General features: G+C 59.3%; 24 protein-coding genes. 5 read left to right on the top strand and 19 right to left on the bottom strand.

What is annotated here, in order from left to right:
- Positions 1-60 precede the first annotated feature (60 nt).
- On the top strand, positions 61-1,044 hold the full coding sequence (locus Q0936_RS08375) for a DMT family transporter (protein ID WP_299295306.1): 984 nt from the start codon (positions 61-63) through the stop codon (positions 1,042-1,044).
- Positions 1,045-1,059: 15 nt separating this feature from the next.
- On the opposite strand, the gene Q0936_RS08370 is transcribed toward Q0936_RS08375, so the two are convergent.
- Both Q0936_RS08370 and Q0936_RS08365 read right to left on the bottom strand, forming a co-directional pair.
- Positions 1,060-2,025, bottom strand: a complete 966-nt coding sequence (locus Q0936_RS08370; RefSeq protein ID WP_299295308.1) for an NADPH:quinone oxidoreductase family protein — start codon at positions 2,023-2,025, stop codon at positions 1,060-1,062.
- Between the two features lie 15 nt (positions 2,026-2,040).
- Complete coding sequence (locus Q0936_RS08365; RefSeq protein WP_299295310.1) at positions 2,041-2,205, bottom strand: hypothetical protein; 165 nt, start codon at positions 2,203-2,205, stop codon at positions 2,041-2,043.
- A gap of 133 nt (positions 2,206-2,338) precedes the next feature.
- Between Q0936_RS08365 and Q0936_RS08360 the strand changes: the two genes are divergently transcribed.
- Complete coding sequence (locus Q0936_RS08360; RefSeq protein WP_299295312.1) at positions 2,339-4,057, top strand: adenylate/guanylate cyclase domain-containing protein; 1,719 nt, start codon at positions 2,339-2,341, stop codon at positions 4,055-4,057.
- A 95-nt stretch (positions 4,058-4,152) separates the two neighbouring features.
- Here Q0936_RS08360 and nusB read toward each other — a convergent pair whose 3' ends face one another.
- From nusB to Q0936_RS08340, 4 genes are all read right to left on the bottom strand, one after another.
- On the bottom strand, positions 4,153-4,623 hold the full coding sequence (nusB, locus tag Q0936_RS08355) for a transcription antitermination factor NusB (protein WP_299141981.1): 471 nt from the start codon (positions 4,621-4,623) through the stop codon (positions 4,153-4,155).
- Positions 4,620-5,162 carry a 6,7-dimethyl-8-ribityllumazine synthase gene (locus Q0936_RS08350; RefSeq protein ID WP_299141983.1) on the bottom strand — a complete coding sequence of 181 codons (543 nt, stop codon included), beginning with the start codon at positions 5,160-5,162 and terminating at the stop codon, positions 4,620-4,622. The genes nusB and Q0936_RS08350 overlap by 4 nt, the downstream gene beginning before the upstream one ends.
- Entirely contained in the window at positions 5,162-6,283 is a 1,122-nt protein-coding gene (gene ribB, locus Q0936_RS08345; protein ID WP_299295313.1) for a 3,4-dihydroxy-2-butanone-4-phosphate synthase, read from the bottom strand. The genes Q0936_RS08350 and ribB overlap by 1 nt, the downstream gene beginning before the upstream one ends.
- Positions 6,284-6,454: 171 nt before the next feature.
- Positions 6,455-7,042: a riboflavin synthase gene (locus Q0936_RS08340; RefSeq protein ID WP_299294915.1), complete on the bottom strand. Its 588-nt coding sequence runs from the start codon at positions 7,040-7,042 to the stop codon at positions 6,455-6,457.
- Between the two features lie 152 nt (positions 7,043-7,194).
- Here Q0936_RS08340 and Q0936_RS08335 point away from each other — a divergent pair, with 152 nt between their 5' ends.
- The 3 genes from Q0936_RS08335 to Q0936_RS08325 all read left to right on the top strand — a co-directional run bounded on the left by Q0936_RS08335 (position 7,195) and on the right by Q0936_RS08325 (position 11,799).
- A complete protein-coding gene (locus Q0936_RS08335) occupies positions 7,195-8,487 on the top strand; it encodes a capsule biosynthesis protein CapA (protein WP_299294913.1) in 1,293 nt (430 codons plus the stop codon).
- A 200-nt stretch (positions 8,488-8,687) separates the two neighbouring features.
- Positions 8,688-9,770 carry a polysaccharide biosynthesis/export family protein gene (locus tag Q0936_RS08330; RefSeq protein WP_299142272.1) on the top strand — a complete coding sequence of 361 codons (1,083 nt, stop codon included), beginning with the start codon at positions 8,688-8,690 and terminating at the stop codon, positions 9,768-9,770.
- 16 nt (positions 9,771-9,786) lie between these two features.
- Positions 9,787-11,799 carry a capsular polysaccharide biosynthesis protein gene (locus Q0936_RS08325; RefSeq protein WP_299294911.1) on the top strand — a complete coding sequence of 671 codons (2,013 nt, stop codon included), beginning with the start codon at positions 9,787-9,789 and terminating at the stop codon, positions 11,797-11,799.
- On the opposite strand, the gene ribD is transcribed toward Q0936_RS08325, so the two are convergent.
- From ribD to Q0936_RS08260, 13 genes are all read right to left on the bottom strand, one after another.
- Complete coding sequence (gene ribD, locus Q0936_RS08320) at positions 11,796-12,902, bottom strand: bifunctional diaminohydroxyphosphoribosylaminopyrimidine deaminase/5-amino-6-(5-phosphoribosylamino)uracil reductase RibD (RefSeq protein WP_363323275.1); 1,107 nt, start codon at positions 12,900-12,902, stop codon at positions 11,796-11,798. The genes Q0936_RS08325 and ribD overlap by 4 nt on opposite strands.
- Complete coding sequence (gene nrdR / locus Q0936_RS08315; protein ID WP_299141995.1) at positions 12,899-13,366, bottom strand: transcriptional regulator NrdR; 468 nt, start codon at positions 13,364-13,366, stop codon at positions 12,899-12,901. Before nrdR ends, ribD begins: the two co-directional genes overlap by 4 nt.
- Before the next feature lie 127 nt (positions 13,367-13,493).
- A complete protein-coding gene (locus Q0936_RS08310) occupies positions 13,494-13,931 on the bottom strand; it encodes a hypothetical protein (protein WP_299294908.1) in 438 nt (145 codons plus the stop codon).
- Positions 13,932-14,100: 169 nt separating this feature from the next.
- The gene (locus tag Q0936_RS08305) at positions 14,101-14,529 is read right to left on the bottom strand and encodes a hypothetical protein (protein WP_299294906.1); all 429 of its coding nucleotides are present in this window, start codon (positions 14,527-14,529) and stop codon (positions 14,101-14,103) included.
- Between the two features lie 75 nt (positions 14,530-14,604).
- Entirely contained in the window at positions 14,605-15,015 is a 411-nt protein-coding gene (locus Q0936_RS08300) for a secondary thiamine-phosphate synthase enzyme YjbQ (protein WP_299378023.1), read from the bottom strand.
- Complete coding sequence (locus Q0936_RS08295) at positions 15,012-15,521, bottom strand: YbjN domain-containing protein (protein WP_299378020.1); 510 nt, start codon at positions 15,519-15,521, stop codon at positions 15,012-15,014. The genes Q0936_RS08300 and Q0936_RS08295 overlap by 4 nt, the downstream gene beginning before the upstream one ends.
- A 5-nt stretch (positions 15,522-15,526) precedes the next feature.
- Complete coding sequence (gene rpoD, locus Q0936_RS08290; protein WP_299142007.1) at positions 15,527-17,512, bottom strand: RNA polymerase sigma factor RpoD; 1,986 nt, start codon at positions 17,510-17,512, stop codon at positions 15,527-15,529.
- 129 nt (positions 17,513-17,641) lie between these two features.
- Positions 17,642-19,603 (bottom strand): DNA primase, encoded by a 1,962-nt coding sequence (gene dnaG, locus Q0936_RS08285; protein WP_299297652.1) that lies wholly within the window; start codon positions 19,601-19,603, stop codon positions 17,642-17,644.
- A gap of 42 nt (positions 19,604-19,645) precedes the next feature.
- Entirely contained in the window at positions 19,646-19,945 is a 300-nt protein-coding gene (locus Q0936_RS08280) for a hypothetical protein (RefSeq protein ID WP_299142013.1), read from the bottom strand.
- Positions 19,946-19,985: 40 nt separating this feature from the next.
- Positions 19,986-20,531, bottom strand: a complete 546-nt coding sequence (locus Q0936_RS08275; protein WP_299297653.1) for a sarcosine oxidase subunit gamma — start codon at positions 20,529-20,531, stop codon at positions 19,986-19,988.
- Positions 20,524-23,457, bottom strand: coding sequence for a sarcosine oxidase subunit alpha family protein (locus Q0936_RS08270; RefSeq protein ID WP_299297654.1), 2,934 nt, complete (start codon positions 23,455-23,457; stop codon positions 20,524-20,526). Before Q0936_RS08270 ends, Q0936_RS08275 begins: the two co-directional genes overlap by 8 nt.
- Entirely contained in the window at positions 23,454-23,717 is a 264-nt protein-coding gene (locus tag Q0936_RS08265; RefSeq protein WP_299142022.1) for a sarcosine oxidase subunit delta, read from the bottom strand. The genes Q0936_RS08270 and Q0936_RS08265 overlap by 4 nt, the downstream gene beginning before the upstream one ends.
- Before the next feature lie 81 nt (positions 23,718-23,798).
- Positions 23,799-25,052, bottom strand: a complete 1,254-nt coding sequence (locus Q0936_RS08260; RefSeq protein ID WP_299297655.1) for a sarcosine oxidase subunit beta family protein — start codon at positions 25,050-25,052, stop codon at positions 23,799-23,801.
- Between the last annotated feature and the right edge of the window lie 201 nt (positions 25,053-25,253).

Below are 25,253 nucleotides of genomic sequence, written 5' to 3'. Positions count from 1 at the left end.
GAAACCAACACCACGCAGGAAATCGCGTGACAGCAGGCCGTGACGTGCTAGGGCTGTGCCATGACGCAACCACGGCAGAACCTCGCGGGGATGGGCATCTTGTTTGTCCTCATTGGCGTGTTCTGCATCTCGATCAACGATCTGTTGATCAAGCAGTTGTCGGGTGGTTACCCGTTGCATCAGATCGTTTTTGCGCGCTCTGGACTGGGTATTTTGGTCAGTCTCGTCATTGTGCAATTCGAAGGTGGCTGGGGCATATTGCGCACCCGTCACCCATGGCTACACATGATGCGCGGTCTGTTGATCGTGGTGGCCAACATGACCTTTTTCCTCGCGCTGGCGGTTTTGCCACTGGCCGACGCCACGGCACTGTTCTTTGCGGCACCACTCTTCATCACGCTGCTGTCGATCCCCATTCTGGGTGAGCGTGTCGGACCGTTGCGTTTGACGGCTGTTGCGGTGGGTTTTGCGGGGGTGGTGATCATGCAACGTCCCTGGGCAAATGCGAGTGCCTTGGACGTGAACCGTCTTGTACTGCTGCTGCCCGTTTTGTCCGCGCTGACCTATGCCCTGAACCAGTTGATGACGCGCAAACTAGGCGTAGAAAGCAAAGCCAGCGCGATGGCGGTTTATATTCAGGCCACGTTCATTGTCGTGTCGCTTGCGTTCTACGTGGTTGCAGGGGACGGGCGATTTGCCGCGGGCACCAGCAACGGGTCGGTCATTTTCCTGCTGCGCGCATGGGTTTGGCCCGACGACGCGGACATGTGGGTGTTCTTGGGGCTTGGTTTGAATTCCGCCGTGATCGGATATTGCCTCAGCCAGGCATACCGTCTGGCCGACGCGGCGACGATTGCACCGTTCGAATACATCGGACTGCCCTTAGCCGTCATCTGGGGGTTTGTCGTATTCGGTGACCTGCCGGTGGTCGAGGTTTGGATCGGCATCACACTGATCCTTGGCGCAGGCCTGTTCGTGTTCCTTCGGGAACGACAAAAGGCGCGCGACATGCATCGGCGCCCCATACGTGGTCGCAACGGCTAGCCGGTTAGCGGGTCCTCAGGCATCCACCTGGATCACCACCTTGCCTGTCGCTTTGCGCGTCCGCAGCAGATCAAGGCCCGCATTCGCATCAGCCAAGGGCAAGACGTGACTGACGTGGGGTTTGAGCTTGCCTTGCGCATACCAGGCAAAAAGCTGTTCGAAACTGTCGGTCAGAACCTTGGGGTTCACCCGCATATACCCGCCCCAATAGAACCCAAGCACATGCAAGTTCTTGACCAGCAGGTAGTTGGCGGGGATTTGCGGCACAGTGCCCGAGGCAAACCCCAGCGGCAGCAGCCGCGCTTCGGGGTTGCAGGCACGCAGGGCCGCATCAAAAAGCGCGCCACCAACCGGGTCATAGACGACATCGGCCCCGCCCAGCGCCTTGACGTCCGCCTTGAGGTCACATGTCTCACTGTCCAGTAGGTGATCGGCCCCGGCCCCCTTCGCAATCGCGAGCTTTTCGGCCCCGCGTGCGCAAGCAATCACCTCTGCCCCCATCAGCTTGCCCAGTTCCACAGCCGTCAGGCCCACACCGCCAGATGCCCCCAGCACAAGCAACCGCTCGCCGGGTTTCATATGCGCCTTGTAGTCCAGTGCCACATGGCTGGTGCCATAGGCGACCAGGAAGGCGGCGGCGTCGACTTCAGACATTTCGTCCGGGATTGGCACACAGATATTGGCAGGCAGCGCCGCGTATTCACCCAAGCCGCCAAAGCCCGCATAGGCCGCGATGCGCTGACCGGGTTTGAGGTGCGTGACATCCGCACCAACGGCTTGGATGGTGCCGCACATTTCCATCCCGATTGTCGCGGGGAGCTGTGGTTTTTCCTGATAGGTGCCTTTGACGATCAGCGTGTCCCCAAAGTTGAGGCCGCATGTGTGGACGCGCACCAGCACCTCGTCTGCCTTGGCTGTGGGCGTGTCGATCTCGCGCATCTCGAGCGGCTGCCCCAGGGCGGTGACTTGCATGGCGCGCATTTTGGTATCCCTCGTCTACTGGCCCTCGCGGCCGATTTGCCAGACCTGATAACTGATCTGCAAGGCGCCGAACAGGAGGCCATGGAAGAACCACGGGATGAAGAGCACAAGGACCGCGCCGTCGCTAAGCGCAGCGCGCGTGTAGATCCCCGCGATGTCGAGGAGCCAGATGCCCGTCACGAAGGCGACGTTGGAGGGTGTCGAATGTCCGAGTTGAGCCCACTTTGCCGGATACTACACTCTGTACGAAGGTCCGCATTGATGGTGAGTTGCTTGAGATTACATGCTATGCAGGGATTGCAGCTCGCATCGAATGTGTGACGGCGATTTTGGAAAGTTTCAGTTGAGTTCTTCAGAGCAAAAAACAGTCATTCTGGCGGCGGATATCGTGGGATATTCGCGGATGATGGATGAAGATCACAGTGTCGCGTTAGACGCCCTGAGAAACGTCCGCGACTGTATTGTCGAGCCATCCATTGCAGATGGCGGCGGTGTGGTTATCAAACGTCTTGGAGATGGCTGGCTGGCCGCGTTCGATGAATGCTCGGACGCGTGCGCATCGGCATTAAAGATACAAGACCTGTTAGCCGATGATGGTACCCCAGCACTCCGCATCGGGATTCACCATGGACTGGCCAGCTTTGTGGATGAAGATGTCTTTGGGACCGGAGTCAATATCGCGTCGCGGCTCGAGGCGCTCGCAAAACCGGGCGGCGTCGCCATTTCAGATGCTGTGTTCGCAAACCTGTCCAAAGACTTGCAAGTGTCGTTTGAGAATGCGGGAGCGCGGGTACTCAAGAACATTGCAGAGCCCGTGAAGGTCTGGACGTTTGGTGGCATTCCCCCCACCGAGCTAACATCTGGACCAATTTCTATCCAGCTCGAGAATTTCGTCGAAAAGGCATCACTCAACACCCTTGCCCCGGAGATCGCGGAAGCAACCGCAATCGAGCTCGAGAAGTATCGTTGGCTGCATGTCCTTCGACCGGAAAACGAGGGCGCACTTTCGAAGTATATCTTGAACGGTGCACTGCGCCGGTCCGGGGATCGGATACGGCTCACAGTCCATCTTTCCGCTCGACATGACAGGCGGCGGCTTTGGAGCGAGCGGTTTGATCGGATCGTTGTCGATGAGTTCAAGCTAACAGATGAGCTTGGTTTGGCAATTGCTCTGCGGATCAGCGCAGAGATCGACGCACACGAAAAAGTGCAAGCCCAGGTGCGTCCACCAGAACAGTTGAACGCCGGCGAGCTCAGTGCGCGCGCCAATGATCTGATGTCATCAGGCCTATATAACGCATTTCAGGAAGCGGACGCCATGCTCACGCGGGCGGTTGCGCTCGAACCAAGGAATACATCGGCCCATATACAGAAGTCTTTCGTGGGCTACCGCAAGGCCATGAGCGGCGGGTGGCCGGTACATGCAACGCTCGCGGCGGCATTGCAACCTGCCATGGAAGTCGTTCGGATGGACCCCAAAACGCCGGGTGGCTATGTCATGTTGGCCAGTGTGAACGGCATGATGGGCAATACCGAAGCCGCGCTTGAAGCCGCAGCGCAAGTTGAACGCTTGAATCCAAATGCTTGGGGCGCACCGCATGGAAGATCCATAGCGTACACATTTGCGACGCCAGATTGGGCTCGGATGCACGATCCTGAAGCGTTGCTCGCGATCTCGAACGCAGAACGAACATTGGAGCTGGCGCAATCATCCAAGTTTCGATCTGGGCACCTTTTCTTTCTGGGTATTGGTCAGCTGCTGCATGATGCATCAGACCTACAACTTGGCATCTCCACCTTGGAAAGATCAGCAGGTGCTGCTGGTGCCAATTGGTGGCCAAGCTTGTTTCTCGCTTTGGCAAAACTGCGGCGGGGCAAGAGGCAGATTGCGCAACAGCACATCGCAGCTGCGCATACTCTGTTTCCGGCACTTTCAATGTCAGCCATCGCCGACATTTTCGACAGAAGCCGAGTTTGGCGAGTCTGGCAGACGGAACTGGAGCAGTTGCCCGACCTTGGCTTGTCAACCTAAACGATTGATTCACCCGTTGAGCGTAGGTCCCAATCGTCAACAAGCAGCCGTTGGCGCAACCGCAGCGAAAGCCCCCTTTGTCCGCGCAGCCGACCTTAGAACGCCTCTGGCCGCGCCTCGCGCGCCATATGGTCCAGAACGGCGTTCACGAATTTCGGCTCTTTCCCTTCCGGAAAGAACGCCCGCGCGACCTCAACATATTCCACGATCACCACCTTGGGCGGCGTGCCAGTGTCACGGAATTCGGCCCCTGCCGCACGAAACAGCGCGCGCAACGTCGGATCAATCCGCGCAATCGGCCATTTCGCCACCAACGCCCGGTCCGTCATCTGGTCAATCGGCGCCTGATAGTTCACCGCATCATCCATAACCCGTGCAAAGTGATCGGGATCACCTTCGGTCATCTCGTCGCCCTCATAGGACGCACCAAAGCGGTGGTCCATGAACTCGACCTTGATCTGATCAACAGTCTGCGCGGTCTGTTCCATCTGAAACAACGCTTGAACAGCATAGAGCCGTGCGGCCGAGCGCATCTTGCGTTTCTGGTTGCCCGAAAGGGTCGTCATGCGGTGGTGGATCCTGTCTTGGATGCCAGCTGGTATTCGGTGGCCGGTTTGAACCCGACCCCCTTGCTGGAGCGGCCCCACTTACGGCTGAGTGCGATCAGGTGCAAGGCCGCAGCGGCGGCCCCACCACCTTTATTTTGCTTGGCAGGGTCAGCACGGACCTCAGCCTGTTCCGTGTTCTCGACCGTGAGAATGCCGTTGCCGATACAGAGCCCTTGCAACCCCAAAAGCTGGATGGCGCGAGACGAGTCGTTGCACACCGTCTCATAGTGTGTGGTTTCCCCACGGATCACACAGCCAAGCGCAACATAGCCGTCGAAATTCGACAACCGCTCCGCAATGCCGATCGCCGTCGGAATTTCCAGCGCACCCGGCATCTCAACCAAGTCCCAGGTTCCGCCAGCCGCTTCGATCTCGGCCTTGGCGCCCGCCACGAGGTCCGCGGCGATCTGTTTGTAGTAGGGCGAAACAACGATGAGCAGTTTCACGGGGTCGTCAAACTGCGGACGGTCCAGAACGTGGTGGTCAATGGAAGCCATTAAGTCTCTCCGAGAATGGGGCGCGTGCCAACGATTTCGAGGCCGTAGGCGTCGATGCCCATATAGGTGGTGCGCGGGCTGTCTGTCAGGAGGATCAGGCGCGACAGTCCCATATTCGACAACATCTGTGCGCCAAGGCCAGTGTTCTTGACGATCCGGGGTCCCGCCTCTTCGTCGGTAAAGAGCGACTTGCGCGGCTCACGGAACAGACAGACCACACCGCGACCTTCCTTGGCGATCAGCTCCATCGCGCGGGGAAGCTCACCCACCGGTTTGTCACTGAGACCCAGAATGTCCGTCACTTCGGCCAGCGCATGCGTCCGAACCAGGACCGGGTCATCGGTGGTCAAGTCGCCCTTGGACAGCGTCACATGCTCGATGCCATAGGTCTGATCGGTAAAGATGCGCATGTCCCATGCGCCGCCGTGTTGCGAATGCACCGTGCGCCGGTCCGTCTCAACCACCAGGTTGTCGTGGCGCCTACGGTACGTGATGAGATCGGAGATGGTCCCGATTTTCAGCCCATGCGTCTTGGCGTAGTCAACAAGGTCAGGCAAGCGGGCCATCGAACCGTCTGGGTTCATGATCTCGCAAATGACCGAACTCGGGTAGTGCCCGGCCAGACGCGAGACATCGCATCCCGCCTCGGTATGACCCGCCCGCACCAGCACACCACCCTTGCGCGCGCGTAACGGAAACACATGCCCCGGCGTCGCGAGATCAGCAGATGTCGCCTGCGGGTTCACAAGGGTGGAAATCGTCAATGCGCGGTCGCCCGCAGAAATTCCCGTCGACACGCCTTCCCGCGCCTCGACAGACACGGTGAACGCAGTTTCGTGCCGGGACGAATTGTGCATCGCCATCATCGGCAAACCCAATGCGTCGATCCGCTCGGCCGGCAGGGTAACGCAGATCAATCCGCGCCCATGGGTTGCCATGAAATTGACCGCGGCGGCGTCTGCAAAATTCGCCGGGATCACCAGATCACCCTCGTTTTCGCGATCTTCGTGGTCCACGAGAATGAACATACGGCCATTGCGTGCGTCTTCGATAATTTCCTCAATCGGGGAAATCGCAGCAGCCAGATCGGTTTCAACAGGTCCGGGGGTTTCAAAGCTCATGGGACACCTTCGGCAAAACGTGTTTGCCACATAGAGGATCATCCACACCAATACCAGTGGTGGCGCGCGCACACGCCTTGCGCATCACCCCAAGCCGCCGATGGCATTTTGCGAGCACGCAAAACACCCGACGTCAGAAAAACAGTCAGGCCGCAAGGCCTGTCCGCGAGGTCACGCCTGTTCGGCGAGCCGCGCCACGTAGCGTGCCAACGTGTCGATCTCCAGATTGACGGCATCGCCCAATTTGACGTCGCCCCATGTGGTCACGTCCTTGGTGTGCGGGATAAAGTTGATGCCAAACACGGCCCCTTCGACTTCGTTCACAGTCAACGACGTCCCGTTCAATGCGACAGAGCCTTTGGGCGCAATAAACCGCGCCAATGCGTCCGGCGCGCGCAGCTGCACGCGCGTGCTGTCACCTTCATCCTCAACCGATACAACTTCGGCAACGCCATCCACATGGCCTGATACGATGTGACCACCCAACTCGTCGCCTACCCGCAAGGCGCGCTCCAGATTGACCCGTTTGCCCACGACCCACTGTGACAGGTTGGTTTTTGACACGGTCTCGGCGCTGACCTGCACGTCGTACCAATCTGGCCCCAAATCAACCACAGTCAGGCACACACCGTCAGAGGCAATCGACGCACCCATGTCGATCCCGGACGTGTCATACCCGGTCTGGACGCGGACCCGCAGATCACCGTCCTGTCGGAGGTCCGCAATGGTGCCAATGTCGGTAACGATTCCAGTAAACATGGGGCCATCCTTTTGCTGTAAAGTCTGAGGTAGCCCCGCCGTGATCCAAGAGCAAGAGGGGCGCACATTGCGGAATTTTCCCACTTGAGCCATAAATCTGCCCCAGTCAGGTGTTCATCATAGGTCAAGACATGCCGCGTATCAGGAACCAGATGACACTCCATGCTCCCAAATCCAGGGTTTTCCTGTTCTTGCAGGGCCCCCACGGACCGTTTTTCCACCGCCTCGGCGCGATGTTGCGCCGTGCTGGTGCGACGGTGTGGCGCGTCGGTTTCAACGCGGGTGACCGCGCGTTCTGGTTCCACCCACGCAGCTATATCCCCTATCGCGGCAAAGCCGCCGACTGGTCCGACACGTTTACAACGCTGATCGAGACCAAGGGCGTTACAGATATCGTTCTTTATGGAGATGTGCGCCCCATCCACGCCCAAGCCGTCGCCGAAGCCAAACGGCGCGGCATCACCGTCCACGTTTTTGAAGAAGGGTACATGCGCCCCTATTGGGTGACCTACGAACGGGGCGGCACCAACGGCAACTCGCGCCTGATGGACATGGGCGTGGACCAGATGCAGGCGGCCCTGGCCATGTCCGACATGGAAGCGCCTCTGCCACCCGGTCATTGGGGCGACATGCGTCAGCATGTTTTCTACGGCGCGCTCTACCACTGGTTTGTGCTGTTCCGGAACGGCGACTACCGCAACTTTCAACCGCACCGCGCCCTGAGCGTGGCACATGAGTTCAAGCTCTACCTACAGCGCCTGTTGCTGATGCCGTTCCATATGCTGGACCGGATGCAGGCCACCTTGCGCATTCGCTATGGCGGTTTCCCCTACCACTTGGCCATGCTGCAACTCGAGCACGACAGCAGTTTCCAACAACACTCGCCCTTTAACAACATGACCGAGTTTCTTGACCTTGTGATCAAAGGCTTTGCCGAAGGCGCGCCGGGGCACCATCACCTTGTTATCAAGGCGCATCCCCTCGAAGATGGCCGTTCCCCCATCCGCAAAACCATCCGAGCACTCACCCGCGACCACAATCTGCGTGGGCGTGTACACTACGTACGAGGTGGCAAGCTGGCGCAATTGCTCAATGACGCCCGCAGCGCGGTCACCGTGAATTCTACCGCCGCACAACAGGTTCTGTGGCGCGGCATCCCGCTCAAGGTGTTTGGGCGCGCCGTTTTTGCCAAGCCTGAGTTCGTCAGCGATCAGCCCCTGCCCGAGTTCTTCTCCGGCGCATCGCGCCCGGACAATCGCGCCTACAAAGACTACCGGCGCTACCTGTTGGAAACCAGCCAGTTGCCCGGCGGTTTCTACTCCGCGCGTGGTCGTCGCCAACTGCTGCGGCAGGTGGTCGACATGATGCTGTCCCCCGAAGATCCATATGATGCGCTGGCCTCTGGCACCGCGGCCCCACGGCAACAGTTGCGGTTGGTCAAGTAACGACCACTACCCCTATGGCTAGATTTTATCGTCCAAGTCCGGTAGTTTGAGTACAAATCAACGGCGGAAAACCGTCGGAAAAAACAAAAATGCTGCGGAACAATCCGTGGTTTGAGGCAGAACAAGAACAGGTCGAGGAGACCGTAGCAGTGATTTTCCAATCATTCCGCTGGGCGCGTGCTGGCGCGCTGTTGGCCATTTTGGGTATCGTTTCCTCGTGCGGGTTGCCGCAGGTCGGCCCCAGCAAACGCGAGATTTTTTCCGGCTCGGTTCAACAGGAAGGCGACGCATTCATCGTTTCGGTCAACGACCGCGTGACGCGCGCCACGGCTGTGACACCTGCGCTGGGGTTCAGCCAGGAATTCATCAACGCGGGCGTGATCGGTTCCGACACAATCCGGCCGGGCGATGTTTTGGGCCTGACCATCTGGGAAAACGTGGACGACGGCTTGTTGGCCGGAGAGGCGCAAAACTCCACGATCCTCGAAGAGGTCCAGGTGGACGGTGCAGGCTTTATCTTTGTGCCCTATGCTGGCCGCATCCGCGCCGCGGGCAATTCGCCTGACGCCATCCGCCGTATCATCACAGCCAAGCTCGAAGACCAGACCCCCGACCCACAGGTGCAAGTCCGCCGCGTGGCCGGTGACGGCTCGACCGTATCGCTGATTGGGTCGGTCGGCGGACAAGGTGTCTATGCAATCGAACGCCCGACACGCACCCTGTCCACAATGCTGGCACGTGCTGGCGGCGTGACAATCGAACCCGAAATTGCCCAGATCACCGTGATCCGTGGCACAATGCGCAGCCGCATCTGGTTCCAGGACCTCTATGACCACCCAGAACTGGACATCGCGTTGCGCGGCGGTGACCGGATCCTGGTCGAAGAGGACACCCGCGCCTTCACCGCGCTTGGCGCAACCGGGGGCCAGGCACGCGTGCCTTTCGAAAGCCAAACGCTCAGCGCGCTGGAGGCCATCGCACAGGTTGGCGGCCTGCAATCGGCCACCGCTGATCCAACGGGCATCTTTGTGTTCCGCAACGAACCGGCCGAAGTCGCAAATGTGGTCTTGGGCCGGGACGACCTGATTGGCGCGCAACGCCTCGTCTACGTTCTGGACCTCACGCAGCCCAACGGCATGTTCCAGGCGCGTGATTTTGTGATCCGCGATTCCGACACGATCTACGTCACCGAAGCGCCGTACACGCAATTCACCAAAATCATCAGCGCCCTGACCGGGCCGCTGGGATCGGTCAACACCTTGTCCAGCCTCGCGGGCAACTGACCACAGAGGTGGCCGATTGACCCATCATTCCGATCCAGCCGCCGGACCTGAAAAGGCCCGGCGGCTTTACGTTTACAACGGCGGTTTTCTGACCCAATCCCGCGTGCGGCGTATTCTGCAGTTGTCCGGCTACCGGATATCGCTGGGGCGCCCCGGCCCGGATGATCTGGTTGGGGTGTGGGGCAATGCACCCACCGCCCATCGCGGCGAAGCCGTTGCCGAAAAGCGTGACGTTCCCGTTGTCCGGATCGAAGATGCATTGCTGCGGTCCCTGTTTCCCGGTCGCGCCGGTGGGCCACCTCTGGGTCTGATGATCGATCACAAGCGCTCGCATTTTGACCCCTCCGCCCCGTCAGACCTGGAAACCATCCTGTCGACGCACCCTTTGGATGACACGGCGCTGTTGAACAGGGCGCGTGGTGCGATGGCGCGGATAATCGAGGCGCAACTTTCCAAATACAGCGCCTTTGACCCTTCCATACCCGCCCCTGCACCCGGCTATGTGCTTGTCATCGACCAGACCCGCGGCGATGCCGCAGTCACGGCATCCGGCGGCGATCGCAACAGGTTTCTCGAAATGCTGTTCGTCGCGCAGGAAGAACACCCCGGCGCTCGCATCCTGATCAAGACACATCCCGAAACCGCCCAAGGCTATAGGCAAGGCTATTTCGATGCCGCTGACACAAACGATCGGATCAGCCTGATTGACACAGCGATCAGCCCCTGGACACTCATGGAGGGCGCTATCGCCGTCTACACGGTGTCGTCCGGGTTGGGGTTTGAGGCCATCCTCGCAGGACACAAACCGCGCACGTTCGGACAACCCTTTTACGCGGGTTGGGGGCTGACGCAGGACGAATTCCCCGTGCAACGCAGGCAACGTACCCTGACGCGCGCCCAGCTCTTTGCCGGTGCGATGATGCTATATCCCAAGTGGTACGACCCGTTTCGCGATCAGTTGTGCACGCTCGAGACTGCCATCGAAACATTCGCGGCGGACACACGCGCCTGGCGGGACGATCACGCCGGTTGGGTTGCCAGCGGCATGCGGATGTGGAAACGCCGCCCACTGCAACAGGTTTTCGGGCGGCATACACCCATGCAGTTCGATGACAATCCCGCAACAGCGCGCGTCACTGGCCGACCCTGGATGGTTTGGGCGGGAAAGGCCGATGTCGGCCATGACGGTGCCGTAAGGGTCGAGGATGGCTTCCTCAGGTCAAAGGGCCTTGGTGCCGCGTTGGTGCCGCCCTTGTCGCTCGTGACCGACGATCTGGGCATATACTACGATCCGCGCCGTCCAAGCCGGTTGGAAAAGATGATCCAGATGCGCCGTACTTTACGCCCCGATCAGACCCAGCGCGCCGAGGCACTGGTCGCTGCGCTGACGCGCGGCGCGTTGAGCAAGTACAACCTCGGGGGCTCAGTTCCTACCCTGCCAGATGGGCCGCGTGTGTTGGTTGTCGGACAGGTAGAAGATGATGCATCAATTCGAACAGGGGCCGGTACAATTAAGACCAACCGCGATCTGTTGGTCGCGGCGCGCGCGGCACATCCAGATGCCACGGTGATCTACAAGCCCCACCCAGATGTAGAGGCGGGTCTGCGAACCGGGGCCTTTGACGCAAGCGATTTGGCTGATGTTGTCGCCGACACGGCGGACATTTCTGCGCTGCTGGAGCAAGTGGATACATTGTGGACGATGACCTCACTCACAGGTTTTGAGGCGTTGCTGCGTGGCGTGGATGTGGTGACCACCGGCGCTCCGTTTTATGCGGGTTGGGGACTGACCCGCGATCTTGGCCTAGTGCCACCCAGACGGCGGGAGGACATTTCCCACTTGGGTCTGGTCCACGCGACATTGATAGACTACCCGCGCTATTTCGATCCAGTCACGCGCCTGCCCTGCCCGGTTGAAGTGGTCGTTGAACGCTTGGCCGGGGGCAATGTGCCAGGACCCAGTGCCGCAAATCGCGTTCTGTCAAAGCTCCAGGGGCTGTTCGCCAGCCGTGCCCATTTGTGGCGCTAGACCACGTGAGGCCGCGTCCAGACGTGGCAAATATCTGGACCGATCTGCCTTAAATCCAGCAATTTGAACCGCGCCGCCTCCGACAGGTTGCGGAGGCCCAAGGCGCCAATGTTCGGCAACCCTTCGGCACCGATGGTCAGTCCAGCGGTGAATCCAACCAGACGGTCCACAAGATCCGCCTCGATCAGGGAGGCGGCCAGCGCACTGCCGCCTTCACAAAACACGCGCGTCAGCCCGTGGTCACCAAGTTTTTGCAACACGTCACGCGGATCCAGTTGGCTGCCACGGGTCGCACAAGGCAGCAACTGCGCGCCCAGATCGCGCCACGTGTCTTGCAACACCGGATCGGCATCCTGACCGTGACACAGCAAAACGGGCACCTCTGTCGTCGTTCGGGCCAGTACACCCATCAACGGGATATCCAGCCGCCGCGACACGACAACGCGCACGGGCTGCGGCACATCCCCCAACCCACGAACCGTCAGGGATGGATCATCATGGCGCGCAGTGCCACCACCGACCATCACCGCATCATGGCGCGCGCGCATGGCGTGGACGACGCGGCGCGCAGGCGCGTCAGTGATCCATTGGCTTTGGCCCGTTCCCGTGGCGATACGGCCATCAAAGCTACTGGCCAGTTTAAGCGTGACGAGCGGCCGACCAAGATCCGTTCGCAGGAAGAACCCTGCATGATCATCCTGGGCTTCTGTCGCGCAAATGCCGGTTTCTACGGCAATCCCGTTCTGCGTGAGAATGGACACCCCCGCCCCATCGACACGGGAGTCACTGTCCTGAACGGCGACAACAACCCGCGCAACACCTGCCGCAACAAGCGCCTCGGCACATGGGGGCGTTTGCCCGTGATGCGCACAAGGTTCCAGCGTGACATAGACCGTTGCGCCACGCGCCAGCGCGCCGGCCTGTGCCAATGCGACGACCTCGGCATGCGGGCGACCGCCCGGCTGGGTCCAGCCGCGGCCAACAATCCTGTCTTGGTTTACAATCACGCACCCCACAGCGGGGTTAGGCCACGTCAGCCCCTGCCCCCGACGACCGAGGCCAAGAGCAAGGCGCATGTATCTGGTGTCTGACGCTGCCGTCACTCTTCCGAAGGCGTGTCGGGGCGCAATTCCTGAACGAACTTGTCAAAGTCGTCAGCCGCCTGGAAGTTCTTGTACACACTCGCAAAGCGGACATAGGCCACCGTGTCGATCCTGTGCAGCGCTTCCATCACGATTTCACCAATCTGCTTGGATTGGATATCGGTTTCGCCCATGGATTCCAGTCGCCGCACAATGCCCGAGATCATTTGATCAATCCGCTCCGGATCAATGGGGCGTTTCTGCATCGAAATACGGATCGAGCGTTCCAGCTTGTCCCGGTCGAAATCCTCGCGCTTGCCGTTGGACTTGATCACAACGAGATCGCGCAATTGAACCCGCTCATAGGTGGTAAAACGGCCCCCGCACGCCGGGCAAAACCGCCGACGCCGAATGGACACGTGGTCTTCTGCTGGGCGGCTGTCTTTTACCTGAGTGTCGATATTGCCGCAAAACGGACAGCGCATCGCGCATCCCCCTTTGTTCTTTCTGCCTGTATGGGGGTTTTCCCCCTATTCCGCGAAACTATAGGGGGTTGTCTAGGTTTTGGGTAGAGGGGAAATGACACCGCAAGATACGCGGTACCACTTCAGGTTAACGCCGGACCAGAGTGTTCGGTCCAGTGCGCAGCTTTAAATTCGGGAATTGGCTGCACTGCGCATAAGCGTGCGTCATTGAAAACGTCAGGCCAGCCTGCCGGACACTTAACGAAACGCCTCCGAATGCACCCTGGACCGGGGCTGTTGTGAACACGACACCGCGGCGTCCGGGTGTAGATTGTGCCGGGCCACGTGGTGTTTCGATGGCCAACGTGCCACCGCGCGCGCCCAAGACCTTGCGGGCATAGAGACCTGCGGCGCACCACATTTGAGAGTTCCCCGCGCCATCCGCCTCGACGATCTCAAAGGACTGCGGACCAATCTGCGCCGCTGGCAGCGTGTACCGTTGGCGCCTCTCAAAGTCCTGCGCTGGCGCGAGTGTTGGCGCGGTTGCGGCAAAAGCCATTGCGGCGAAAAAAGCATGTTTGAACATCAACCTATCTCCTTTGCCATTTGACATGGGGTGTCACAGCGACTTTCGAAAATCACTTTGGTGCAATCAGGAAATCGATTATAACCCATTGATTTCAGCGTTTTGTTCGGCATCACGTCTCGGCTCACCAGACGCCTTTTCACAGCGCCACACTGCATCGTGCACAGGTTTACAAGCGATTTTCCCGAATATTCACGGTCAAGCGCGGCGTTCCACGGCAGAGCGCGTAGGCATGCGCCATGCTGAATACCTTGCCCGCGCGCCGCACACCTTGGGAAAAGGACGAAAACGCACCGTCCACGGGTTGGGTCGTGAAAATGACACTCTTGCGACCGCGAATACGCTCGGAGTCGCTGCGTCCCTTGAGGATGTAAAGAGACCCACCGCGTTGGCCCAAAGTCTCGCGGGTATACACCCCCGCCGCACACCACAACGCGGTGCCACCTGCCCCATCGTTTTCGACCACTTCGAATGTGTTCGCATCGATGGGAAATATAGGTATGTCAAAACGGTCCCGGCGCACAAATTGCTGTGCCTCACCCAAGGTCGGCAGAGTTACAGCGGCGGCAAGCACAACGGCAGCGATAGGGCGCATCATGTCGGATCTCCTTTGCAACAGACTTAAGGTGCCGGATCACAAAACCCAAATCATGTTTTTGCGTTGTGTTTTTGATCAGGCCAAATGACCGATCACCGTTCGTTTTTTGGGCGCGTCGCGATGTTCGAAAAGATAGATGCCTTGCCACGTCCCTAAAACCGGCTGCCCGTTCATCACCGGGATCGTCAAATTAACGGGCAGCATCGCGGCCTTGATATGCGCGGGCATGTCATCCGGTCCCTCATAGGTATGTGTGAGGTAGTCCATCGACGGGTCCGTCGTGGGTGGCACCAGACCGGCAAAAAAGTTCTGCAAGTCAACCTGCACTTCGGGATCCGCGTTTTCCTGGATGAGAAGCGAACACGACGTGTGCCGGACAAATAGGGTCAGAAGGCCCGTACCAGTTGTCCATGCACAGACGTCTTGGGTAAACTCGTACAGTCCCGGCCCGGTCGTTTGGATTTCGAATGTCTTGAACGCAGTCACAGGACGTCGTCGCCACCACATGTCGCGACTCGGTTTGGCGTTTCATCCGCTTCAAAAACAGCGTCGCGGAAATCGGCCAATGCTTCGCCCCAAAACTCAATTTCTTCGATGAAGTGAGACACTTCGCGTTTTCGATCCACAAAAATGTAGTGGTCAATCACGGGATCGCATTGGGCATTGGAATAGGCGCGCCCGATATATGCGTCAGAATTCCATCGGTTGAGCACGTCAAGCGCGACGCCATTTTCGACGTCGAACCACGCGGTGAGCAGCAGACCGAAACAGTCGCGACCATCGCTGCAACCATAGAATTTCACCGAGAAATAGATGCCGCCGATCCCGGTTTCGATCACCGGTCGATTGCGATCATCCTTGGTCAGTTGCGAACGGAACCCTTCCTGGCGCAATGCAACGGCAACAGCGGCAGGATTGTCGAGCCGCACGATAGGAGACGTGTCCGCCAGAGCAGTGTTGGCCATGACGGCCAACACCAAAGCAGCGGACATCCGCTTCACTGGTCGAGGAAGCTGCGCAACTTGCGGCTGCGGCTCGGATGCTTCAGCTTGCGCAGCGCCTTCGCTTCGATCTGACGGATACGTTCACGCGTCACGCTAAACTGCTGACCCACTTCTTCGAGTGTGTGGTCGGTATTCATGCCAATGCCAAACCGCATACGCAGCACACGTTCCTCACGTGGTGTGAGCGAGGCCAGAACGCGTGTCGTGGTTTCCTTGAGGTTTTCCTGAATGGCGCTGTCCAATGGCAGCACGGCATTCTTGTCCTCGATAAAATCACCAAGCTGGCTGTCTTCCTCATCGCCGATGGGGGTCTCTAGGCTGATCGGCTCTTTGGCGATTTTCATCACCTTGCGAACCTTCTCAAGCGGCATTTGCAGCTTTTCAGCCAGTTCCTCGGGTGTCGGTTCGCGCCCGATCTCGTGCAGCATCTGCCGGCCCGTACGGACCAGTTTGTTGATCGTTTCGATCATGTGCACGGGGATGCGGATGGTACGTGCCTGATCCGCGATGGACCGGGTGATCGCCTGACGGATCCACCATGTGGCGTAGGTCGAGAACTTGTAACCACGGCGGTATTCGAATTTATCGACCGCCTTCATCAGACCGATGTTACCTTCCTGGATCAGGTCGAGGAATTGCAGGCCACGGTTCGTGTATTTCTTGGCAATCGAGATGACGAGGCGCAGGTTGGCTTCGACCATTTCTTTCTTGGCCTGACGGGCTTCTTTCTCGCCTTTCTGGACCTGTTGCACGATGCGGCGGAATTCGGAGATGTCGAGGCCGACATACTGACCAACTTGTGCCATGTCGCTGCGCAGTTCTTCGACCTTCTCGGCAGAGCGTTCGATGAACATCTGCCAGCCGCGACCGGACTTGCCACCCATTTCTTCGAGCCAGCCGGGATCGAGTTCACGACCGCGATATGCGTCCACAAATTCCTTGCGGTTGATACGGGCTTGGTCCGCCAGCTTCACGATTGCGCTGTCGATCTGCATGATGCGGCGGTTGATGCCATAGAGCTGGTCGATCAACGCCTCAATCCGGTTGTTGTGCAGGTGCAGTTCATTGACCAGCAACACGATTTCGGACCGCAGTTTCTGATAGGTGTCTTCATCGCCCGAGCTGAACGAACCGTCTTCGTTCAACGTGGCCGAAATCCGGCTGTCCTGCATTTCGGACAGTGTCGCGTAATCCGATGCAATGATGTCGAGCGTTTCAAGCACCTGAGGCTTGAGCGCCGCTTCCATCGCGGCCAGTGACATGTTGGCCTGATCGTCTTCGTCGTCGTCATCGTCTTTGGCGATGGGGTTGCCGTCCGCGTCCAGTTCCGGACCCGCATCAGCCTTTTCTTCGGTCTTGGCGCTTGCATCCACGACCGGTTCGGAGACTTCTTCGCCCTCTTCACCCATCTGATTGCCGAACGTCGCCTCAAGGTCGATGACGTCGCGCAGCAGGATCTCTTCGCTCAGAAGTTCGTCGCGCCAGATTGTAATCGCCTGAAAGGTCAGCGGGCTTTCGCACAGCCCGGCAATCATCGTGTTGCGGCCAGCCTCGATACGCTTGGCAATCGCAATCTCGCCCTCGCGAGACAGCAGTTCGACGCTGCCCATTTCGCGCAGGTACATCCGTACGGGGTCGTCCGTGCGGTCGAGTTTTTCCTGGCCAGTGGCGCCCAGCGTCAAATCGCGGGTGCCTTCGGTCGTTGTGACCTCGGTCGACCCTTTTTGCTCTTCTTCTTCGGCTTCTTCGTCTTCGATGATGTTGATGCCCATTTCGGACAGCATCGACATCACGTCTTCGATTTGTTCCGAACTGACCTGGTCGGGAGGCAACACAGTATTGAGCTGATCATAGGTGATGTAACCCTTTTCGCGGGCTTCACCGATCATCTTTTTGACGGCGGCCTGACTCATATCGAGCGAATGCTCGTTGTCGTGGTCGTCCGTCTTGGCGTCTTCGTTCGTGTCTTTCGCGGCCATACTGGGCTCCTCTACCGGGGCTCCTTGGCGATTCGCTTGCCCGAATCGCTTCCGAGAATCATTTAGTGCTCTGGGTGATTCGACCACCCCATTACAGTCTTTTTCCTAAGGAATCGCGGCCAAAACGCATCACCGCTCTGGCTTGGCAAATCTGATCTGGTCCATCAAGGCCGCAAACGCATCCCGTTCACTGCGATTGATTCGGGCGCCGTTGTCGCCAGTTTCGTATTCGGCATTGTCCTCTTTGCCACTTCGGGTTGCATCCGATGCAGCAGCAGCAGCCTGGCTGAGCCGCCAGGTCACGCCCTCATCGGCGACCCCTTCAAGGTCTTGGACCGCATCTGCGATCTCGGCATCCAACCCTTTTGCCGCGCTGAGTTTTGCAAGCTCTTCGGCCACGGTCATGCGGGCCATCTCGGCGTTGCCTGGTGTGCGGATGCAAGGGACTATCGCGACATGGCGCGATCCCATGAGGTTATCAAGGGCATCCGGGCCTAGTACGCTCAAAATCTTTTCACGCAACACCTCGCGGCCCGTGTGTCCGTGGCGAAGAATCGTGTCCCGCAGAACGGCATGATCCGGGTCTGCGCAGGTCAAACCCTCGAGACCGGTTTCAAACTCCTCGACCACTTCGGGTGTATTGGCCAACACCGCGAGAATAACCTCTTCTCGCAAACGATCCGTGATCTGATCACCCCCGGATGCCAAAGCGGAGGATTTGGTCGAAGGCATAGGTGTGGGCGGCGCTTGCCAGCCGCGACCAGCTTGCCACGTCCGACCCGTGCCAGCCGCAGGTCCACCGCGCTGAGGCCGAAACAGGTCCCAACGCAAATCCTTGATTTCCTGACCGTAGTGCTGGCGGATTGACGGATCCTGGATCAGCTTGATCTTGTCACGCAGGGCCTTGTCCAGCGCGGCTTTGCGCTCGGGGCTGTCGAACACTTTGCCTTCGGTCTCACGTTGCCACAGCAGGCGCACCATCGGGATCGCCGTATCCAGCAGTTTCTGTAACGCGCCAGCGCCCTGCGCCTTGAGCAGATCATCTGGGTCCTGCCCTTGGGGCATCAACGCAAACCGCAAGGATTTCCCCGCCTCGAGCAGTGGCAGGGCGAGATCGATCAACCGCATCGCCGCGCGCAAGCCTGCTGTGTCACCGTCCAGGGCAATGATCGGTTCGGGCGAAACGCGCCACAGCATGGCAAGCTGGTGCTCGGTGATTGCCGTCCCCAATGGCGCCACAGACGCGCCAAACCCGTGTTCGGCCAGCGCAATGACATCCATATAGCCCTCTGCCACGATCAGAGGCTGCCCCTTGCCCGCCGCAGTCCGTGCGGGGCCGTGGTTGTAAAGACTCCGGCCTTTGTCGAACAGTTCCGTCTCAGGTGAGTTCAGGTATTTCGCATTGTCGTTCGGGTCCATCGCCCGCCCGCCAAACGCAGTGCACCGCCCGCGCGCGTCACGGATCGGGAACATGATGCGCCCGCGAAATGTGTCGTAGGGCTTACCGCCCTTCTGGCTGGGCTTGGCCAAGCCCGCACCAAGGATCAGCTCATCTTCGATGCCCTTGGCCTTGAGAGCATCCCAAAGGCCTTGCCACGTGTCAGGAGCAAAGCCGATTTCCCACCGGTCCTGCGCCGCAGGATCAAGGCCGCGTCGGTCCAGGTAGGCACGCGCATCCGATGCCACAGCCGTCTTGAGTTGCAGGCGAAAATGCTGAACGGCGAGTTCCATTACGTCCGCCAATTGCGTCCGTTTGTCCGCCTTTTCCTGTGCACGGGGGTCACGTTCGGGCATCGGCATGCCCGCCTCCCCCGCCAATATCTCGACCGCTTCAATGAAACTTACGTTTTCAGTCTCGCGCACAAAGGAAATGGCGTCGCCCTTGGCGTGGCATCCAAAGCAATAGTAATAGCCCTTGCGATCATCGACGTGAAAACTTGCGGTTTTTTCATGGTGAAAGGGGCATGGGGCCCACAGATCTCCCTTGCCCTGATTGGACTTGCGTGCATCCCACATGACTTTGCGCCCGACCACCTGTCCCAATGACAGGCGCGTGCGCAATTCGTCCAGGAATCCGGGGGGCAGGCTCATGCCTTTAATATTGGGTCGCGCGCACCGAGAGTCGAGTCCGGCCTACTGCTGAAGGCACAGTTCGGTCCACGCGTCAGCAAGGCTTTCGTTACGAATGATCTTACGCTTTTGCTCGTACACCCACGGGGCGATCAGCGGGATCGCATTGTTGTACTGTTCGGGCCATTCCGGCGATTGCGCGATAATGTGGTCCTGCACTTCACGCTCTGGAACACGGTCAAGCCGCGCTTGCTGAACGGCGGCCACAACATCCGCCTGATAGCCACAGCTTTCCGCAGCGTCCTGCGCAAATGCGGGTGCGGAAATCAGCGACAGGGCAACGGTCAGGGCAAAACGGGTCATGGCAGGCTCCGGAGCAACATGAAGGAATCGATACGAGACTTTACCCCCGCGCCGCGACGCTTGCCATGGCCCTTTCCATATCGTGAAGCATGGTGCCCGCCATTGAACGAAACACCATGATCAGAAAGCTGTCAGCGCCAAGGCGGGTGACGGAACCGTTCATATGCTGAACCTGCGTGCGCGCTGTGTGGCCACGTTTGAAATTGGCAGCCGCCAGATCCACAGGCACCAGCCGTGCCAACACGTCCTCGGCGCCATCCCCCGACAGCTGTACAGTGGTCCACGCATCCGTCTGATCCGTCAGAGCCGCGTGTTCCGCCAGGTCGTGCGATGGCTCCGGCCCGGCAAGCAGCACCATATCCCGCCCGAACCAGATGGCCCGCGCGCCGTCCTTGCCGGTCATCCGCCCGGCTGACGGCCACGCCATGCCATGCGCTGCCTTGAGGGCAGCACCAGCCGCTGGAACACGGCCCGCATATGGCGAGATGGACGTTAGCCACCCGAGGTCCACCTCGGTCATAGTGGTCTGACCAATCGTGCGAGGAACGGCCCCGTAGAGCGGCGTTTGTGCAATCAATTCAGTCACGTGTGCGTCCTCCGTCCGGGTCAAAAAACACAGGCTCACACAGTTCGACCCGTGTTTGGATACCGCGCACGTGGTCGACCATGTTCAAGACCTCTCCCTTGCGGATCAAACCGTCACGTACGAACCCAAGGCCGATGAAGTGGCCCAGCGTCGGGGAAAATCCGACGGATGTCACATATCCCTGATCATGCGCACGCACAGGCTCTGCCCCGTCCGCGTAGATATGCGCGCCAGCAGTCAGTTGTTTGACTGGCCCAATGGGTTTGAGCCCCACCAACTGCGCGCGCCCTTCTTCCACCAGCCCCGGACGCGCGGCCATGGTTTTGCCGATAAAGTCCTTCTTCTGCGACATCATGCGCTCCATACCGATATCACCAGCCGTCACACGGCCATCAATTTCAGCGTGCGTGATGAACCCCTTTTCAAGACGCAGAACATTGAGCGCCTCCATGCCATAAGCGCCGCCGCCCGTCTCTTTGGCACGCGCAACCAGCAGGCGGAACAGGCTGTCGCCATAGCGCGCGGGCACAGCGATTTCATAGGCATGCTCGCCCGAGAACGAGATGCGGAACAATCGCCCTGCCACGCCAAGAACACGTACCGGGCCGCATGACATGAATGGCCAGGTGTCGTTGTCGATGGGGCTGTCCAACAGACCATTCAGCAACGCACGCGACTGCGGGCCAGCCACGGCAAATTGCGCCCATTGCTCTGTCACTGACACAATCCGCACATCCCATTCCGGGTGCAGCGCCTGCGTTGCGAACTCAAGATGACGCATCACCTGACCCGCAGCGGCGGTGGTTGTCGTCATGACGTAATGGTTTGCCGCCAAACGTGCAGTTGTGCCGTCATCCATGACAAAACCGTCTTCGCGCAGCATCAATCCGTAACGCACCCGCCCTTCCTTGAGGGTCGAGAACATGTTGACGTAGACAAAATCCAACAGCTTGGCGGCATCGGGACCCTGAATATCAATCTTGCCCAGGGTCGAGACATCACAGACCCCCACTGCGTCACGCACAAAACCGACCTCACGATCACAGGATTGGCGCCAGTTCTTTTCGCCGTCCTGCGGGAAATAGGACGGCCGATACCAAAGCCCCGCCGCAATCATCGGCGCGCCGGCATCGACAGTTGCAACATGGCTCGTTGTTTTGCGTTCCGGGGCAAAGCCAGCGCCCTGCGCACCAGCCCCAAGTGCCGCCAAGGCGACGGGGCTGTAAGGTGGGCGGAACGTGGTTGTCCCGGTCTCAGGTATCCCGCGACCCGTCGCATCCGCCAAAAGAGCAAGGGCAGTCACGTTGGAGTTCTTGCCTTGATCCGTCGCCATACCTTGCGTGGTGTAGCGTTTCATATGTTCGACAGAGGTAAAGTTCTCCTTTGCGGCCTGTCGCACGTCCTTGACGCTAACATCGTTCTGGAAATCCAGCCACGCACGCCCCTTGCCGGGAACCGCCCAAATCGGCTCAACCACGTATTCTGTATTCTCAGTGTCGGGCAGCGCCACCTCCGGCGCTTTAAGGCCAAGTGCCTCCAGGCTCGTCCTGGCAGCGGCGATGCCTTCGGCAAAACACTGGCTGGTCGAAAACGCACCATTGCAGGCCCCCGCTGTTTCCATGCCCGGTATTGCGCCCGGCGTTGGCACAAAGCTGATCAGATCGGCGTTCCAGCGCGGCCTACCATTCATATGGCACGTCAGATGGATAGTTGGGTTCCAACCACCGGACACGGCGAGACAATCGGTTGCGATCTTTTCCTGCCCAGCGCCGGTTTGTATCGAAATGGCGTTCAGGCCCCCACGACCGGCCGTGCCATTGACGAGGCCGCCAGCAATCAGCTTGTAATCCCCAAAGGCCTTGGCATCCTTGCGGCTGTCGACAACGGCAGCAACGTGGACACCGGCATCCTGCATATCCATCGCCGTTCGGTGCGCGTCATCATTGTTGGCGAAAACGGTCACCGCCTTGCCCGGTGCGACGCCCCAGCGGTTGAGATAGGCACGTACCGCACCTGCCGCCATGATGCCTGGTCTGTCGTTGTTCTCGAATGCGATATGCCGTTCGATGGCGCCTGCGGCGAGCACCGACCGTTTGGCCACGATCCGCCAAAAGGTCTCTTTGACCCCGCCTGCGGGCACTGTGGCCACATGATGCGAGACACGTTCCAGCGCGCCAAAAGTACCACCATCGTACGCGCCGGTTACTGTTGTTCGTCGCATCAAACGCACGTTGTCCATCGCGGCCAATTTCGCCACGATACCAGCCGCCCAGTCCGCGCCGGGTTGCCCCTCAACCTCATGGGTTTCAGCATTCAACCTGCCGCCCATAATGCTGTCTTCATCCGCGAGGATGACCTGAACTCCCGCCTGCGCCGCAGTCCACGCGGCCATCAACCCCGCAGGTCCGGCCCCAATCACCAGAACATCACAAAACGCGTAGGCCTTTTCATAATGGTCGTCATCTTTGTCCTTCGCCAACGCTCCCAACCCAGCCGCTTTACGGATCACAGGCTCGTACAGTTTTTCCCAAAAGGCGCGCGGCCACATGAAGGTCTTGTAGTAAAACCCAGCGCCCAGAAACGGTGCGGCCAGATCGTTCACACTCATCACGTCCAACGCCAAAGAGGGCCACGCATTCTGGCTGCGCGCTTCGAAGCCGTCGTAAATCTCTTGCACCGTGGCGCGCACGTTGGGGTCAGTTGCGGGGCCGGTGCCAATTGTCACCAAGGCATTTGGCTCTTCGGAACTGGCGGTCAGTATCCCGCGCGGACGGTGATATTTGAATGATCGCGCAACCAACCGAATGTCATTGGCAAGCAGTGCAGAGGCCAGTGTATCCCCCGGATGCCCGCGGTAGGTGTTCCCATCAAAGCGGAACGAGACAGATTGCCTCCTGTCGACCAGCCCCCTGTCCTTGACCCTCATCGCTTGACCTCCAACGCCAAAACCGCGCCTTTGACGTCGTGCGATCCAGTGTGCCGCGTCACGACGAGCCATGCACCGCATCCCGCGTCATGACTCCACAGCTCCTCGAGGTCCCCTGCCGGGTTGTCGCGCAAATGCAGATAGTTGTCCCAGGCGGCTTCTCCTGCGTCTTCTGCTGGCCGGCGCAACATCTCTGCCGCCCCCTGATAGTAAAACTCGCGCACGTCCCGTGCGCCGCAGATCGGACAAGGCAGCCGCATCAGAGGTCTCCATTCGGGCGGCCATAGCACCCGGTCAGTTGTCTTGGATATATCGTATCAAGGGTCATCATGATTGCGCCCTCAATGCAGGTTGTGTTGAGAGCCAGTGGACTCTTCGTCCATGATCCCCCGTCCAGTGCGGAAGCGGTCCAGCCGGTGCTGTACTGTTGTGGGATGCGGATTGCCCGTTGCCAGCAGGTGCGCAAAGGTATGGCCGGACGCAGGCGTCGCCTTGAAACCGCCATAGCACCAGCCCGTGTTGACAAAGAGCCCGTCTATGTCCGTTTTGTCCATGATGAACGACCCATCAGGTGACATGTCCATGATGCCCCCCCAACTGCGCAGCATCTTGGCCTTGCCAATCTGGGGCATGAGCGTCATTGCGGCCTCGGCCACGTGCTCAACCAGCGGCAGGTTACCGCGCGCAGCATAGCTGGCATACATGTCCAGATCGCCGCCAAAGACCAACCCACCCTTGTCGGACTGGCTGATATAGAAATGCCCCATTCCATAGGTCACAACGTGATCCAGGCAGGGCTTCAACCCCTCGGTGACAAACGCCTGCAAAACGTGGCTTTCGATAGGCAAGCGCAGGCCCGCCATCGCGGCCACTTGGCTGGAACGGCCTGCGGCGACCATGCCCACTTTCTTGGCGCGAATGGGGCCGCGTGTTGTCTGGACGCCTTTGACAACGCCGCCAACAACATCAATGCTGGTCACCTCGCATTGTTGGATCAAGTCAACGCCGCGCGTGCTCGCCGACCGGGCATAGCCCCAGGCAACGGCGTCATGGCGCGCCGTGCCGCCACGTCGATGATAGAGACCGCCAAAAATTGGAAAACGCGTCTGATCAAAATCGATCATAGGCAGCATCTTACGCACCCCGGCCGCATCCAGCATTTCGGCATCATCGCCCTGACCAACCATCATGTTGCCGCGGCGGACAAACGCATCACGCTGACCGTCGGAATGCACCAGATTGACGATACCACGCTGTGAATGCATCACGTTGTAGTTCAGGTCTTCCTCCAACCCTTCCCACAACTTCAGCGAGTGCGAATAGAATTCCGAATTGCCGGGCAGCATATAGTTGGCGCGCACAATCGTCGTATTCCGCCCAACGTTGCCGCCGCCAAGATACCCTTTTTCCAGAACCGCAACATTTGTCAGCCCATGCACCGACGCCAGGTAGTGCGCCGTGGCAAGGCCATGACCACCACCGCCGATCAGTACGATGTCATACTCCGCCTTGGGTTCCGGGCTGCGCCAATGCGGTCCCCAACCCTTGTTGCCGGTCAAACCTTCCTTCAGGACCCTTAGCCCGGAAAAGCGCATGCGTACCTCCACCCCGTCTGTGCCTCATCGGTCGACACCGTGAAGACGGTCATACCCTTGGACATCCCACGATTTGTATCAAGGAGGTTTGCAACACGGGCCACAGTTTTCGTCATACGCCGGTCAGACAGCGACCGTTTCATGCGATGACGCAAATTTGGCTGTTTTGTGTAGGGCAGATGGGTTTCAATACGGTACCGG

The sequence above is a fragment of the uncultured Tateyamaria sp. genome (assembly GCF_947488715.1).
In the GTDB taxonomy this organism is placed as follows: domain Bacteria; phylum Pseudomonadota; class Alphaproteobacteria; order Rhodobacterales; family Rhodobacteraceae; genus Tateyamaria.
The sequence above is the reverse complement of the archived record's forward strand: the minus strand, read 5'-3'. Positions and strand labels throughout refer to the sequence as shown.